Origin of the sequence: Acinetobacter sp. SFD (assembly GCF_001647575.1) — a bacterium.
Classification (GTDB): domain Bacteria; phylum Pseudomonadota; class Gammaproteobacteria; order Pseudomonadales; family Moraxellaceae; genus Acinetobacter; species Acinetobacter pecorum.
This window is the reverse complement of record NZ_LSZJ01000015.1, coordinates 64,605-80,109: the sequence shown is the minus strand read 5'-3', so window position 1 is coordinate 80,109 and position 15,505 is coordinate 64,605. Positions and strand designations below refer to the sequence as shown.

Below are 15,505 nucleotides of genomic sequence, written 5' to 3'. Positions count from 1 at the left end.
TGGACGACCAACATTAGAGGTGATTGTCATGCAAGCGCAATATGTACTCCCACTGGTTGATATTTCAAAATTGCAAAGTCCGGATTTAGCCGATCGTATTGAAGTTGCTCATGCTCTGGATCATGCCTGTAAAGAAGTCGGATTTCTTTATCTGCAAGGTAGCCAGTTTAATTTTGATTACGCCAAAGCCCTGATTGAAATGGCCCAGTCCTATTTTTCTCAGGATCTGGACACCAAAATGCAGCACTATATTGGCAAATCAAAAAACCATAGTGGCTATGTGCCGATTGGCGAAGAACAGTTTGCCGGCAACAGTTATGATTTAAAAGAAGCCTATGATGTCAATTATGATTATCAGGGTACACAAAAAAACTGTCCTTTACTTGGCCCCACCTTATGGCCAGACCATCCAGACTTCAAGTCTATTGTCAGCCAATACTACAGCCATCTGCGTGAGATCAGCCGGCAGGTTTTTTCTGCCTTTGCACTGGCATTGGGCGTTCGTGAGGACTTTTTTGAAAGCAAAATTACTGATGCACCAAGTCAGCTACGCTTGATTCATTATCCCTATAATCCGGAAGTGCAAGATGCCGAAGGCATTGGCGCACATACCGATTACGAATGCTTTACCCTGCTGTTACCTACCGCACCCGGCTTACAGGTTTTGAATAAAGCAGGCGAATGGATCGACATTCCACTGATTGAAAACACACTGGTGATGAATATCGGTGACATGATGGAAATTCTGTCAAATGGTAAATATCTCGCCACCAAGCACCGCGTGAAAAAGGTCTCGGAAGAACGTTATTCGTTCCCGCTATTTTGCGCCTGCAATTATGACACCGTGATTGAACCGGTTATTCCCACTGAAAATTCCAAATATTCTGCCCTGATCGGGGGTGAGCATCTGTTTAATCAGACCGCCCAGACCTTTCAATATTTAAAACAGCGCGTTGCTAGCGGTGAACTGATCTTAAAAAATGCTGTACCACTTTTTTCTTTTGGACTTGAAGAACAGGCGGAGACAGCATCATGAATCTGTTTGAAGTAATTAAAAGCTTAAAGCCTGTGACTTTTCAGCCAGAGATTATTCCAGGCTTTTTATATGGGGCATTTCGGCGTAAAAGCATCAGTTTTTATAATGGCCTGACCGATGAAAACACCATTGTGTACTGGTTTCAGTCGCGCAGTTTTACCATTGATCTTCGTCTAAAAAGCCAGACAGGAACTGCTGTTCAGGAGCGCCAAGGCTGGATTGGCAATACACTTTGGGATAACGCCAGCCAACTCTTGTCCTGGGAAGTGAAAGACTACGCCAATTACCAGAATCATGTGCAGTGGCCGGAACCAGCCAGGTTGCATGCAATTGGCAACTGCATTCTGGAATTTTCTCCAAGTAATGTCTATGTCGAAGACTGGCGCCAGCAGGTGCAATACGGTTTATTTTTAGGCATGCGTCTTCAGTCTGCACTTGATGTTCAATCTGGTCAAACACTGGAAATGGATGGTGGCCTGATTATTTGTGCTGATCATATTGCCTATGCGCTGACGCGCTTGCCTGAAGTGCAAAGTGCAGTAGCTCAAATGGACTTGAAAGCTGTTGATCCGACCGTGTTTGCCTTGTTGGAAAGTTTTGAGGTTTCTATCGGGACTGATGGTCAAGCTAAAACTTACAGCACCCGCAGCAGTGAGACAGGCAAAGCCTTTAACCTGGAAAATTTTGAAGTTCTCAATGAAAGCAGTCTGGTTCAGCATGTCATTTTAGATGATCGTCAAATCGACCTGATTTTTGAGCTGGATATATACCAGCCGGATTACCAATTTCAATATGCCACCCCCACGACTACACAAGCTGAAAGCTGGCTGAAGTCAGAACAGGATCACCTGATGCAGCATGCAGAACGGGTGTTATAGGGAGAAATATGTCTTTTTTATATCTTTCGATTGCCATTATTGCAGAAGTCATTGCCACTTCTGCATTGAAAGCTTCCAATGGTTTTAGCGTGCTCTGGCCTTCACTTGCCACAATTGCCGGTTATGCCGTTGCCCTGTTTTTCCTGTCACTGACCATGAAAACCATTCCGATGGGCATTGCCTATGCAATCTGGTCTGGTGCCGGCATTATCCTGATTTCAACGGTTGGCCTCTTGGTGTTTAAACAGCAACTGGATCTTCCCGCGCTGATCGGACTGGCGTTTATGATCATTGGCATTATTTTTATCAATGTCTTTTCCAAAAGTACGCAGCTTTAATTTTTTAATATTCATCTGATAGTAAAAAATCCCCAGACCGGGGATTTTTTATGCACGAGATCAGGCTTTATTGCAGCTCTTGTACTAGCGTTGGAACAATCACGCCGTCCACGTTCATTTCAGTCGTATAAATGCCGTTGGCCACATTGAACTTGTTCACATGATAGCTGGAACCATAGATCGAGTCGAAACCATCACCTTTGGTAAAGACTTTCTTGTTGGCGGCCAGATCCAGTAAATGTGTGCCATCAATGAACTGCATATAGGTTTTCGCATCGACACCGACACGTTTGGACATGATCTGTGCAGCATCTTCACGAGTCGCCGGGTCATTGATGTATTTGACAGTTTTATCCCAAACCTGAATCACCTTTTTCCATTGCTCTTTATTGGCTTCCAGATGGGCTGGATTCACGGTCAAGGTATCGTAAATTAATCCCGGCTTGTCTTTAGAGGTGAAAATAATCTTGGAACCGGCCACCGCGGATAAAGCCTGATTCGCCACTGGCTGCCATACCGCAATCGCATCAATATCGGGAGTGGCAAACACCTGTGGCAATTCATTGGTCATGGTATTGACCAGTTTAACTTCATTCAGTTTAACCTTGGCATCATCCAGTGCAGTGGACAGTAACAAGTGATCAACGAGGCCTTTTTCAGTCGCGATTGTTTTACCGCGCAGATCCTGAATCGAATTAATGCCATTCTTGGCAATAATCACGTCATTTCCAGCTGAATAATCAGTCGCCATGATCATCACACCCTTGGTACCGCCAGAGCCAGTGACCAGATTATCACCATTGGTGACCAGTACAGCATCCAGCTGATTCGCTGCGAATGCAGAGAGTGAAGCAGAATAGTCAAACCATTTAAAATCGGCATTAACTCCGGCATCTTCCAGCCAGCCTTTTTCAATCGCCACCTGCCAGGCGACAAATCCCGGCCAGTCACTATAACCAATCCGGATGGGCTGAGTAGTCACACGTCCTTCTGCCTTGGCACTTGGTTCAGGTACTTTAGCGGTATTGTCACAACCGCTTAAAAGGATTGCAGACAGTACGGAAACGGACATCAGTGCTTTTTTGATCATTTTGCGACTTCCCCTATGCATTCACATTTAAATTTGGTATTTGAAAGTTGTTTAGATTTTATAAATTCGCGCCAGCCACCGAAATGACTGATATCTGTTGCATCCTCAAGTGCATAGCCTTCACAGATAAAGCCTTTGACCCAAGTACCATCAATCAGCTGGACATTACCGATCCCCAAAGGTGCCGGAACTTCTGCAACAATGTCTCCGAACAGTGCACGCGGAATGTCCCAGACCTCTACTTCAATTGAAAAACCTTTCGCGTTGTATTGCAGGCCAGGTTTTGGCGGTGTGGTATTTTTTAAAGCATAGAGTTTGTAATGCGAAGCAGTCCGGGTCTGCTTGATCAGGGTGCCACTGCGTGTGGTCAGCTGAAAATTCAGTGGCATACCGGTCAGATGTGCTCCGACGACAGCCAGTTTGACGCTGTGACCTGATGAGATTTCAGTTATTTTTTCATAGCTAAGTTCAGATGTGCCCAACTTTAACTGGCTTGCTTGCTGCCATTTTTGCCCGAATTTGGCCAGTGCTTCATCCATCCAGGCTGGTGCAATGAAGGTCACGCCCGTTGGCAGACCATCGGCACGAATGCTATTTGGTAGCGCTAAAGCCGCTAGATCGGCAAAATTGACAAAATTGGTATAAGCGCCCATGTGGCTGTTTTTGACCAGAGGATCCGCTTCTACATCTGCAATGCGATAAATGGTGGGTGCAGTAGGCACCATCAAGGCATCATAATCTGCCAGTGTAGTTTGAATAACACGGCTCAGGCGGGCGCGTTCATATTCATCCTGCATGACATCGACCGCACTGAACCGGTCTGCCTGTGCAATAATCTGGCCAATTACCACATGGGTCTGCTCGCGTTGCACCATTTTTTCCACGGCACTGGTACGTTCAGCTACCCAAGAGCGATTGTAAAGTGCAGTCGCCAGTTGTTGAAATGGAGTAAAATCAATCGACTCAACCGTATAACCCAAGCTTTGTACACGTGCGATCGCTAGATTAAACGCTTTTTCAGTTTCAGCATCGCCATAAAATTCCCGTGTATCCGGAATGGCAATTTTCCCTTTTGAAAATTGGCTAGGAACATTTTGAGGATGCGTTCTGGAATACTCATCGCTGGCATCATAGCCCTGCATGACTTGCGCTACCTGCCAGGCATTATCCACCGTTAATGCAAAAATCGAAATCACATCGATGGTGCGGCAAGCCGGAATCAGGCCGGTAGTCGAGAACCAGCCTTTGGTCGGTTTGAGTCCGACAATGTTATTGTGCCCTGCCGGTACACGTCCTGAACCTGCAGTATCTGTACCCAGTGAAAATGGCACTAATCCGTTTGCGACGACTACACTGGAACCCGAACTCGAGCCGCCACTGATATATTCAGGATTAAAGCTGTTCTTTACCGCGCCGTATGGGGAGCGCACACCAACCAGACCCGTCGCAAACTGATCCAGATTGGTTTTACCCACGACAATCGCGCCGGCAGCTTTTAATTTGGCTACTGCGGTTGCATCGGAAGTTGCCAGATAAGCTACCTCTTTACATGCTGCTGTGGTATAGAACCCTGCAACATCAATATTGTCCTTGACTGCAAATGGCACCCCATAAAGTGGCAAGCTTGCACTATCTGCACCAGTCAATGCATCAATTTGTGCCTGTAATTGTGCTGCTGTTGCAATTGAAATCCAGGCATGATCGTCATTATTCAATCCGGCAACATACTCAATCAGGTCACTAAGCTGGATATTGTTATTCTGGTAGGCGTGTTGCCAGTCCTGTACAGTCCATAAGTTGTGCACAGCTGTTCTCCTTAAGTGTGTTCGGTATTTTGTGGAATGGGTGGCATGACGGCATCCATCAGTTCGAGATGCCCTTTAATCACGCCTTTCAGTGCAATAAATTGTTCGCTAATTTCTTTCAGATCACTGCTCGCGCCCTGCATCAGCATGACTTGCAGAATTTTTTCATCATCCAGCTGGATATGAAGCGAATTGATCACTTGTGCCAGATACTGCTGCTGCAGATCGACCAGTTGACTGCGCAGCGGTTTTAGACTGACGTCGTAGAGCAAGGTGAGTGTGCCCACCATGACCTCATCGCGAATCACCAGATCATCAATCAGGTGGCGGTTAATCATGTCGACAATGGCCTGCGAGCGACTTTCATAGTGCTGCTCGACAATTTTTTGATCCATCGCATGTAGCGTGGTTTCTGGCACGGTGATACTGATCCGTGCCAATTTTTGTTTAGGCACGATGTTGATCCTTGGGTTGATATTGGGAAGACTGTTTAATGTGAAAGCCTGCGCGTACGCTGAGCAGCTCAACCAGAAAGTGAAGCCATGGATGCATTTTTTTATTTGATGTCGGATTGTTCATGTGCATCTCCTGTGGATATTACAAAACCAGAATTTCGTATTACTTAGGAAAATGCAGAAAGCGTGCCAGTTTGTGCTTATTGGGAGGTGATAAATAAAATTGGGTAAAAAGGCGAAAAAAAGCCCCATAACAGTGAGATGGGGCTTGTTCTAAAGCAAAAGTAAGTTTTGTATTTCAACGGTTTATTCCATTTTGATGATCATGTCCTTGCTATTCTTTTTATACATGAATGGTTAACCGATGTTTGTGATTATGAGTGATCAAGTGTATTGCTCTCCTCTATTTATGTTGTATATAAATAAAAGCATAAAGCGTGCCACAATATAAAATAGAGTGCAATTTAAGCAGAATGTGGGGGAAATTAATTACATACGCAAAAAGAGGCAAAACAACAATGATTAATTTTTTAAGTATGCCTAAAAACTAGGCCATTTTGCACCATTGGGGTTCAGGAGTGCATCAAAGTGTGGCTGAGTGATTCGGGCCGTTATCTATCTAGGTGTACTTCTAAAATAAAGACCAACCAGATTTGAATCAATCACTATTTCATAACTCATTTGAAAAGTAATGAATTGCTGCTAAATTAGCTCCCATATTTGGGGACATTTTTATGACAGAAAAATTATATTATTGGGCCGAAAATTTAGAAAATTACAGTTCTAATAACGATATTGAATATGATGAAGTTATTGAAATTAAGAAACTCAACTTTTTTATTGGTAAAAATAATGCGGGTAAAAGTAAATTTCTACGTACATTATTTAAAATGAGAGGTGGTCAATATTTGTATAATTCTACTCAATTTAGAAAATTAAAATCTTTCCATAAAAAAATAGTCTCAAATAAATTTGATCCCCGTTATGAAGAATTTATTAATCTTATGACTGATACTTTCACCGTCAAAAATTATCTTAATGCTTCAAATTCTTTTAAATCAGTACTTAATTCTTTATATTCAAATGGATTATTAAATCAATTATATTCAAATAATAACATCGAAACTGCTTTGCAATTATTTCATCAAGAGATAGACGATAGACATGAACTATTCTCAAATCAGAAGTTCTATATTCCTATATTAAGAGGTATGCGCCCTGTCACTGAAATAGAAAATAAACAGCCATATATCGAACGTGCTCAAAAAGACTACTTTTATGATAAAACCAATTTTAATAGTAAAAATATCATTACAGGTGAATGTCTGTATCACGAATTAAAAGTTCATCTACTTGGTGAGCCTGAACAGCGAGAACTTATTAAAAATTATGAAGAAAAATTAAGTCAATATTTCTTTGATAATGAACCTGTTTCACTTATCCCTAAACACGATCAAGACGTTGTTAATATCAAAATTGGAAATGATACTCAACGCCCTATATTTGAACTAGGTGATGGTCTGCAACAAGCAATTATTCTAACTTATGAAGCATATATAAAAAGCAAAGACAAAGAAGGTAACTTAGAAACTCATACTTTCTTTATTGAAGAGCCTGAGCTTCACATGCATGCAGGTATGGTTCGTCAGTTAATGAACTTTTATTTGAATGAAACTAAACACTATTATTTCTTCACAACGGATTCCAATCATCTACTCGATATGGCAGATGAATCTGACCAAGTCATGATTCAGAAGTTTGTGAAGCAACCGAAACAAGATAATCCAAACGAAATCGAATTTAAAATTTATCGTTGCGACCGTGATCGTGACTTACTTGCTTCATTAGGCGTACGCCCTTCTTCTGTTTATTTAGCCAACTGCACGATTTGGGTGGAAGGCATTACAGATCGACTGTATATCACTAAATATATGCAGAAATATTTAGATGTATTAAAACAAGAAGAAGCTTTAGTGGTTGAAGGAAAACCTAATAATTTAAATTTATATAAATTTAGGTCATCAGATATTCAAAGATTAATGCCGAATTACCATTACACATTTGTGGAATATGCTGGTAGCAACTTAACGCATTGGGATTTTAGTGACGAATTTACTGATCATTTAGATGATTGCGGTATGAATGCTCTCTTAACTTCTAGTAGTGTGTTTCTTATAGCTGATGGTGATATTAAAACTAAAAATAAAGGCATGAGAGCTACAAGTTTAGAAGAAAAACTAGGAGAAAAGTTTTTCCTTTTAGAGTGTAAAGAAACTGAAAATACCCTGCCATCAAACATTATTTATCATGCTTGCCGTATTAAATTTTTAGGCTTAAATAATGCTTTTCAGGATGATGAGACAAAAAGAAATGCTCTTTCCAATCATCTATCCATGGATGGTATGCAAGCAGATACCAAAGAAGGTTTTGATATTGTCACTCTAATAGAAGAACATGATTATTTTCATGCAAAAAATGGTATTGGTAAAATTCTTGATGACCAAATTAGAGTTGGTAATCCTAGAACCACTGATGACAAGCCTAAAAAATGTTTTTCTGACCAATCAGGCACTATTAAAGAAAAACTTAAATTTTGTCGCTTAGTTCTAACGGTCATGGATCATGTTGAATGGGAATTAACCGAATCTGTCAAAGAACTATGTGAAAAAATTTTCGAACACATTATTTCTGAAAACCCTTTACCAAATAAAAAGACCGCTTAAGCGGTCTCTTACTATCAGACATTAAACCCAATATGCTTACCCGTTGGTAGCTCTACATCTATACGTAACTTTCCACCCATCGCTTCAACATATTTTTTCATAGTTGAAATCTTTAAATCATTGCCACGGTTTTCAATTGCAGATAAAGATGGTTGTTTAATGCCTAGAGTTTCAGCCAGTTCTTTTTGGGAAATCTCAAGTTCTTCACGAATCATATGTAAATGTTGCTCAAGCAATAGCTCTTCTGCCATTTTTTGAATACGTGCTTGGCTCTCGGTTGAACGACTTGCCAAAAGTTCTTGTAATGTTTTAGCCATATCAAGAATCTCCTAAACTCTTTAAATGCAAAGTATATTGCTCATCGGCAATCGTGAGCATTTCTGTATAGAAACGCTTTTTACCGCTTTTATCACCAATACATAAAACAATCGCTTGTCGAAGTGGATCAAAAGCAAAGAATGCCCGAATCGGTTTACCACGGTGTTGCACACGAAGCTCTTTCATATTGGTATATTTCGAATCATATACCGTATCCACTAAGGGTCTACCTAAGCTTGGACCTTGTGATTGCAACACAACCAAAGCCGCTAAGACTTTTTCTTGTGTCGATTCATCTTGCTGTTCAAGCCATTGGTTAAATACATCCGTTATGATAACCGTCCACATATCCCAAACTTTTTATATAGACTATAAGCTATATCATAATAGACTATAATCTATACTGCAAATAAAAACCGCCCTTAGGGACGGTCTTTTTGCTTTAAATTTCCCCTAACCCTGAGCTATATATAGCGCAAGAATAAAGAGGGGAAATTCCCTCCTTTGCAAAAGGAGGGTTAGGGAGGATTCTTTAAGCCACTGGCGCCAAGGTAAACAATACCTGCCCCGTTTTCACCGTTTGCCCTTTTTCAATCGTAATCGCATCGACACGCATACGCTCAGGCGCAATAATTGGAATCTCAATCTTCATCGCTTCAATCACAGCTAAAGTTGCACCTTCTTCCACAATATCCCCCGACTGACATTCAATTTTCCAAATTGAACCCGGCATATGCGATTCCACCGCACAGCCACCTTCAGGCACGTCAACACCTTCGCCATCATCCACAGCATCTAGACTTTCAGAGACATATTCTGCAAGACCAGCTTCATGCCAACGTTTACGTTCAGCATCAAAGTTGGCTTGTTGCACCGCTTTAAATGTAGAAATGGATGCTTGGTTTTCAGTTAAGAAATCATTGTATCCTTTGAGGTTGAGTACACCTTCTTCAATACGCAGTTTTAAACGTCCTGCTTTAAAGTCCTCACGCATGTGCATGAGTTCAGCTTCAGACACTTCATAAAACTTAATTTGGTCAAAGAAGCGTAATAACCACGGCATACCTTGCTCAAAGTCAGGGTTTTTACGGTAACGTGACCACATTTGCGAAGTACGACCGACAAACTGATAACCCCCCGGGCCTTCCATTCCGTAAACACACATATATGCACCGCCGATCCCCACGGCATTTTCAGGTGTCCACGTGCGTGCAGGGTTATATTTGGTGGTGACTAAACGCTGACGCGGATCAAGTGGCGTTGCCACAGGCGCACCCAAGTACACATCGCCCAAGCCCATGACCAGATAACTCGCGTTATAGACCACGTCTTTTACGGCTTGTTTGTCTTTTAAGCCATTAATACGACGGATAAATTCGATATTGTCCGGACACCACGGTGCATCTGGACGTACAGTTTGCATATAACGCTCAGTCGCCAATTGGGTTTGTGAATCTTCCCAAGCGAGTGGTAAATACACAGTACGTGATGGCACTTGCATCTCGGTGACATCAGGCAGTTGCTCTTCCGCAACTTGAAGCATACGCAATAAATCAATTTGATCGAGCTTGGTCGAATCAAAATGGATTTGTAGCGAACGGATGCCCGGTGTCAGGTCAATAATGCCCTGAATATTTTGATCTTTGACCCATTGCATCAACGCATGAATACGGAAACGTAGGTTTAAATCTAAAACCAGTTCGCCATATTCCACTAACATGTAGTTATTGCCTGCAGGACGATACACCACATCAGGCGTACCATTTTGACCTTTTAAGGTATCTAAAATGGCAGATTTCAGCGTGCTGATTTCAGGATAGAACGATTCATCAAATGTGACCGCTTGCGTATCTCGAGCAGTTAATTGCGCATGATATTTTTCATTGAGCAATTTTGCTTGATGATAGCTCACAGGCACGAACTTCACTTTATCGCCTGCTTTGAGTTGACCCAGTTTCCATAGCTCAGAATTGATCACCACCGCAGGACAGACAAAACCACCAAGGCTTGGACCATCTGGCCCCAAGATAATTGGCATATCTCCGGTGAAGTCGATCGCACCAATCGCATAAGCATTGTCGTGAATATTGGATGGATGCAGACCCGCTTCACCACCATCCTGACGTGCCCATTCAGGTTTAGGCCCAATCAAACGGATACCGGTACGGCTTGAGTTAAAGTGAATTTCAAACTCGTTGGCAAAGAAGGTATCAATGTCGTTTTTGGTAAAGAAATCCGGCGCACCATGTGGACCATACATCACCGCAATTTCCCAAGAGTTTGAGAATGCAGGGATTTGATCTTCTATTAATGCTTTGACGTCATCGGATGTAAATGCCGTGATTGGAAGCATATCTCCAATCAGTAAATTACGCCCTGCATGACCGCCAAACTGACCCAAGGTAAAAGTCGCTTGTGAGCCTAAATATTCAGGCACATTCAGACCACCTTTAATCCCGATATAAGTACGGCAACCTGTGGCGATCTTGCCACATTTCAGCATCTGACCTTTACGCACATTCACAGTTTGCCACATCGGGACAGACACACCATCCAAAGTCGATGGCATATCGCCACCTGCTAATACAATTTGGCTATCGCAATGGAATTTTAAGCTTGGACCTTGCAAAGTACATTCAAGCCCTGCGGTATTGGGTGCATTGCCTAACAATTGGTTCGCGACATTTAAAGACAGCGGATCAATCGCACCTGATGGTGGCACACCAACATCCCAATAGCCCAAACGACCTGTGACATCTTGCACGGCAGTTTGAATGCCCGCTTGTAAGACTTCAATTTTTTGGGTTTTCCATTCAAAGGTATTTAAAAAGCGCGTGGTCTGTGTACCGGCTTTAAATACATCGCAGTCGATAATGTTTTGTAGATATTCAAGGTTGGTTTCAATGCCTGCCACTTGGGTTTTAGCCAGTGTATCGGTCATGGCTTGAATCGCAGACTCACGATCATCCGCAGTCACAATGATTTTGGCAATCATCGGATCATAGAAAGATGAAACGTTTGAACCGGTCTCTACCCAAGTTTCATTACGCGCATTGTCATCAAATTCTACGTGAGTTAATAACCCTGCACTTGGTTGGAAGTTTTTGATTGGGTCTTCAGCATAGAGACGCACCTGAATCGAATGCCCTTTGGATTCAAGTTTTGATGTCGGTGCAACCCAATCACCACTTCCTAAAGTCACCATCCATTCAACCAAGTCCACACCAAAGACTTGCTCGGTGACACCATGCTCAACTTGCAGACGAGTATTCACTTCCAAGAAATAGAATTCTTGCGTGTCGGTATCCATCACAAATTCCACGGTACCTGCCGAGCGGTAATTCACCGATTGCATCAATTGAATTGCGACATTTTGAATATAGGCACGTTGCGTATCGTTTAAGTGTGGCGCAGGCGTTTCCTCAATCACTTTCTGGTTACGACGTTGCACCGAACAATCACGCTCACCGAGTGCTAGGATTAAGCCATTGCCATCACCAAAAATTTGCACTTCGATATGACGGGCATTTTGTACGAATTTTTCGAGGTATAAACCTGCATCTTTAAAGTTGGCTTGCGCTAAATACGACACGGTTGCGTAGGCATCTTTCAGCTCTTCCGCATTCCAGACCAAGCGCATGCCGATGCCACCACCACCTGCTGTACTTTTCAGCATCACAGGATAGCCAATACGCTCGGCTTCTGTTAATGCTTCAGCTTCATCAGCCAATAACTGACTACCCGGAAGTAACGGTACATTGGCTTGAATTGCAAGCTCACGTGCCGTGTGTTTTAAACCAAAGGCTTTCATCTGTTCCGCATTTGGTCCTAAGAACACAATGCCTTGTGCTTCACACAGATTACAGAATTCGGCATTTTCAGACAGGAAGCCATAACCCGGATGAATCGCTTGCGCACCGGTTTGTTTAGCAACTTCTAAAATTTTATCGACATTGAGATAGCTTTGGCTAGCAGGTGCATCACCAATAAAGACCGCTTCATCGGCTAAAGTGACATGCAATGAATCACGATCCGCTTCTGAATAGACAGCAACCGATTGAATGCCTAATTTTTTAAGGGTACGAATGACACGACATGCAATTGCACCACGGTTGGCGATGAGTACTTTATTAAACATGGCTTACTCCTCGCCTTCGCGGACAATCAGTTGAATTTTAGTTGGGTTATAGGCATTGCATGGGTTATTCAATTGTGGGCAGTTCGAGATCAGCACAATTAAATCCATCTCGGCTTTGATTTCCACATATTTACCCGGTGCAGAAATACCATCATCAAACTTTAAGTGACCGTCCGAAGTTACAGGCACATTCATAAAGAAGTTAATGTTTGGACCGATATGACGCACGTTTAAGCCATGCTTTTTAGCAATTGGATGCTGTGACAGTGCAATCATGAAATTGTTACGGCAACTGTGCATTGGGTATTTGTCATGGGCATAACGTACGGTATTACTTTCACATGAACATGCACCGCCTAAAGTGTCATGGCGACCGCAATTGTCATCATTAATGGTGGCGATTTTATTGCCAAAGTTAGTATATAAAGTTGTGCCTTTTTCGAGATAAATTTGACGGTTCATCGCCAAAGTATCGGTTGCGCTATAACGCTCTTCAGGGTTATGTGCGGAAATAAATAAGGTATCCACCGCCTGGTTGCCTTCGAGATCAACGATACGGAAATACTGGCCTTTTTTGACTTCGCACATCCACGCTTCACCGGCAGGACAAACTTCGCTGAGTACTGATTTTTCTAGGTTTACTAATGCAGTCATGATTATTCCCCTTAAGCAGTTAAAGCGTAGTAGCGGTTATTATTTTGGAACGCACGCTGATTTTGCGGGCATGAATCACGGCAGACATCGGTGTCGCCTAAAGGAAGTGCTTTAAACAGTGAGAGTTGAATATCAGCGGGTACATATTCAGATGAGTTATCTAAGGCATGCGGTGCGCTAGATAAAAACACCAAACAATCCATTTCAAAGCGCAGTTCAATCACTTGATCGGTATTGTCAGATGCGACATAAGATAAGTTACCGTTGTCATCCGGTTGAACTTTTGAGAAGAGGTTTAAAGTATTGCTTAAGTCCGTAGCCGATAAACCAAACTTGGTCATCTCTAAAAGCAGACTGTCTTTGCCATTGCGGTACATATCGTTACGGGCATCCTGGAAGGTCTTCGTGCCAAACTGTGCTTCAATTTGCGGTGCGGTACTTGGTGCACAAAAAGCATCATTCCAACCGTGGTCATCTTTGACAATTGACACCATCGCACGACCCAAATCTGACGCCAAAATGTGCCCTGTACTTAAAAATGCGCTGTGTTGACCTTTAAGGCTGTCTGGCATGTTATAGGCTTCAAGCTTGTCTTCACTATTCACACAAAACAGTGAAACATTGGTATTTGCGCCCAAGGATTTGAGTTGTAAAACTGCGCCACGTTGAATGCGCGCTGACCAGTGATGGCCACCCGGTAAAAGTTCAGTCCAAAGTGCGGAATCTTCGTGATAAGTAGTTGTGCTCATAACAGCCTCTGCATCTAACTTGTACGGTTTACCTCCCGGGCTTTTATCCCTCCGTGTAGCTTTGGTTTTAACAAACCTAGCCGTGAACTCTCGGTCGCAGACGCAGTCTTAAAAAAATAACTGCCGGAACCCTAGATCACTTTGTCTATGACAGAGTTAATGCAAAGGCTGTGCCAAATCAGTAATACTATTTTCCCGTTTGGTAATACTTTTTTGAGCTGGAACTGATCAATTCAGGTGCAAGGCTCTGAAAAAGGCATCAAGATGTACCAAAATAAAAAATTCCCGGCTTGAACCAGGAATTTTAAAATCTAGAGATGAAGATTAAATCAAGCCTTCCATGTTGCAAGCTTATTTACTTAAAATCTCATGCAGCATATTACGTAGCCATTGATGGCTGGTTTTATGATGACAGGACATATGCCAATACTGCTTTACGGAATAGGTCGGGAAAGCAATCGGTGCCTCAAAAATCTTGAGATTGCCGCGTGATAATAAAACTTCACTCAAATAATAAGGCACGGTCGCAATCGCATCGGTTTCCTGTACCACCAGTCCTACCCCCAGATAACTTGGCAGACGCATTAGAATGTCACGCTTAAGTTCCAGATTCAGCAATTCATTTTCAATATGGTAATGCCCCATCCCGGCATCAATATCGATATGGGTTTCACGTAAATACTCTTCGGTCGTGATGCTGTCACCGGTCAGGCGCGGATGGTCTTTCGCTGCGATCACTACATAATATTGCTCAAACAGTTTCTGCTGATAAAAGCCATTCTCCAGATTTGGCAAGAAGCCCAAAGCCAGATCAATCTCACCATTGGCCATCTGATAACTGGTTTCCGAGGTAATCGGACGCACATTAAGACGGATATGGGATGCATGCTGCTTCAGATACTGGGAAATTTTTGGCAATAACACCAGATGCGATACATCGGTCATCGCTAGTGTAAAGCGCTGCTGTGAAGTGACCTGATCAAAATTGATCGTAAAATTATTGATTGCTTCAACTTTGCTCAGTGCTTCGCTGACCAAGGGAAAGAGCTGTTTGGACAGATCCGTAGGTAGCATCTCATTGCCAATACGTAAAAATAAAGGATCACCATAATGCTGGCGAATTTTATTCAGCAGATTGCTCACCGCTGGCTGGCTCATATCTAAATGATCGGCTGCCTGAGATACGTTTTTAAATTTATAGACATAATAAAAAATACTGAGCAATTTACAGTCAAGTTCAAACACAGAAATACATTTCCTTTAACTTTCTCATCATTCGGACAGGTCTTTCATCCGCATAAGTCTATTGAGGGTCAGATTA

At 42.5% G+C, this 15,505-nt stretch carries 14 protein-coding genes and 1 riboswitch; of the genes, 4 read left to right on the top strand and 10 right to left on the bottom strand.

Annotated elements, in window-relative coordinates; translation table 11 throughout:
* Positions 1-28: 28 nt before the first annotated feature.
* Genes AY605_RS12640 through AY605_RS12630 form a run of 3 tightly spaced genes read left to right on the top strand, consistent with a single transcriptional unit; the run spans position 29 to position 2,252 of the window.
* Positions 29-1,036 (top strand): isopenicillin N synthase family dioxygenase, encoded by a 1,008-nt coding sequence (locus AY605_RS12640; protein WP_064096739.1) that lies wholly within the window; start codon positions 29-31, stop codon positions 1,034-1,036.
* A complete protein-coding gene (locus tag AY605_RS12635; protein ID WP_064096738.1) occupies positions 1,033-1,914 on the top strand; it encodes a hypothetical protein in 882 nt (293 codons plus the stop codon). Before AY605_RS12640 ends, AY605_RS12635 begins: the two co-directional genes overlap by 4 nt.
* A gap of 8 nt (positions 1,915-1,922) precedes the next feature.
* Entirely contained in the window at positions 1,923-2,252 is a 330-nt protein-coding gene (locus AY605_RS12630) for a DMT family transporter (RefSeq protein WP_004280373.1), read from the top strand.
* Between the two features lie 67 nt (positions 2,253-2,319).
* Here the strand turns inward: AY605_RS12630 and AY605_RS12625 are convergent, their stop codons facing one another.
* From AY605_RS12625 to AY605_RS15350, 4 genes are read right to left on the bottom strand one after another with little or no spacing between them, the layout of a single operon-like run.
* Positions 2,320-3,342 carry an ABC transporter substrate-binding protein gene (locus tag AY605_RS12625; RefSeq protein ID WP_064096737.1) on the bottom strand — a complete coding sequence of 341 codons (1,023 nt, stop codon included), beginning with the start codon at positions 3,340-3,342 and terminating at the stop codon, positions 2,320-2,322.
* Positions 3,339-5,147: an allophanate hydrolase gene (gene atzF / locus AY605_RS12620; RefSeq protein ID WP_064096736.1), complete on the bottom strand. Its 1,809-nt coding sequence runs from the start codon at positions 5,145-5,147 to the stop codon at positions 3,339-3,341. Before atzF ends, AY605_RS12625 begins: the two co-directional genes overlap by 4 nt.
* 11 nt (positions 5,148-5,158) lie before the next feature.
* Entirely contained in the window at positions 5,159-5,602 is a 444-nt protein-coding gene (locus tag AY605_RS12615; RefSeq protein ID WP_004280384.1) for a CopG family ribbon-helix-helix protein, read from the bottom strand.
* On the bottom strand, positions 5,595-5,726 hold the full coding sequence (locus AY605_RS15350) for a hypothetical protein (protein ID WP_004647016.1): 132 nt from the start codon (positions 5,724-5,726) through the stop codon (positions 5,595-5,597). Before AY605_RS15350 ends, AY605_RS12615 begins: the two co-directional genes overlap by 8 nt.
* A 610-nt stretch (positions 5,727-6,336) precedes the next feature.
* Here AY605_RS15350 and AY605_RS12610 point away from each other — a divergent pair.
* Positions 6,337-8,325 (top strand): AAA family ATPase, encoded by a 1,989-nt coding sequence (locus AY605_RS12610; RefSeq protein ID WP_064096735.1) that lies wholly within the window; start codon positions 6,337-6,339, stop codon positions 8,323-8,325.
* Positions 8,326-8,339: 14 nt separating this feature from the next.
* Here AY605_RS12610 and AY605_RS12605 read toward each other — a convergent pair whose 3' ends face one another.
* The 6 genes from AY605_RS12605 to AY605_RS12580 all read right to left on the bottom strand — a co-directional run bounded on the left by AY605_RS12605 (position 8,340) and on the right by AY605_RS12580 (position 15,429).
* The gene (locus AY605_RS12605) at positions 8,340-8,642 is read right to left on the bottom strand and encodes a helix-turn-helix domain-containing protein (RefSeq protein WP_064096734.1); all 303 of its coding nucleotides are present in this window, start codon (positions 8,640-8,642) and stop codon (positions 8,340-8,342) included.
* A gap of 1 nt (position 8,643) precedes the next feature.
* A complete protein-coding gene (locus AY605_RS12600) occupies positions 8,644-8,991 on the bottom strand; it encodes a type II toxin-antitoxin system RelE/ParE family toxin (RefSeq protein WP_064096733.1) in 348 nt (115 codons plus the stop codon).
* A 184-nt stretch (positions 8,992-9,175) separates the two neighbouring features.
* Entirely contained in the window at positions 9,176-12,781 is a 3,606-nt protein-coding gene (gene uca, locus AY605_RS12595; RefSeq protein ID WP_064096732.1) for an urea carboxylase, read from the bottom strand.
* 3 nt (positions 12,782-12,784) lie between these two features.
* Positions 12,785-13,435, bottom strand: a complete 651-nt coding sequence (locus AY605_RS12590; protein WP_044110873.1) for an urea amidolyase associated protein UAAP2 — start codon at positions 13,433-13,435, stop codon at positions 12,785-12,787.
* An 11-nt stretch (positions 13,436-13,446) separates the two neighbouring features.
* Positions 13,447-14,184: an urea amidolyase associated protein UAAP1 gene (locus tag AY605_RS12585; RefSeq protein ID WP_064096731.1), complete on the bottom strand. Its 738-nt coding sequence runs from the start codon at positions 14,182-14,184 to the stop codon at positions 13,447-13,449.
* Positions 14,185-14,214: 30 nt separating this feature from the next.
* Positions 14,215-14,330, bottom strand: a riboswitch (guanidine-I (ykkC/yxkD leader).
* A 205-nt stretch (positions 14,331-14,535) separates the two neighbouring features.
* Positions 14,536-15,429, bottom strand: a complete 894-nt coding sequence (locus AY605_RS12580; RefSeq protein ID WP_004647024.1) for a LysR family transcriptional regulator — start codon at positions 15,427-15,429, stop codon at positions 14,536-14,538.
* Between the last annotated feature and the right edge of the window lie 76 nt (positions 15,430-15,505).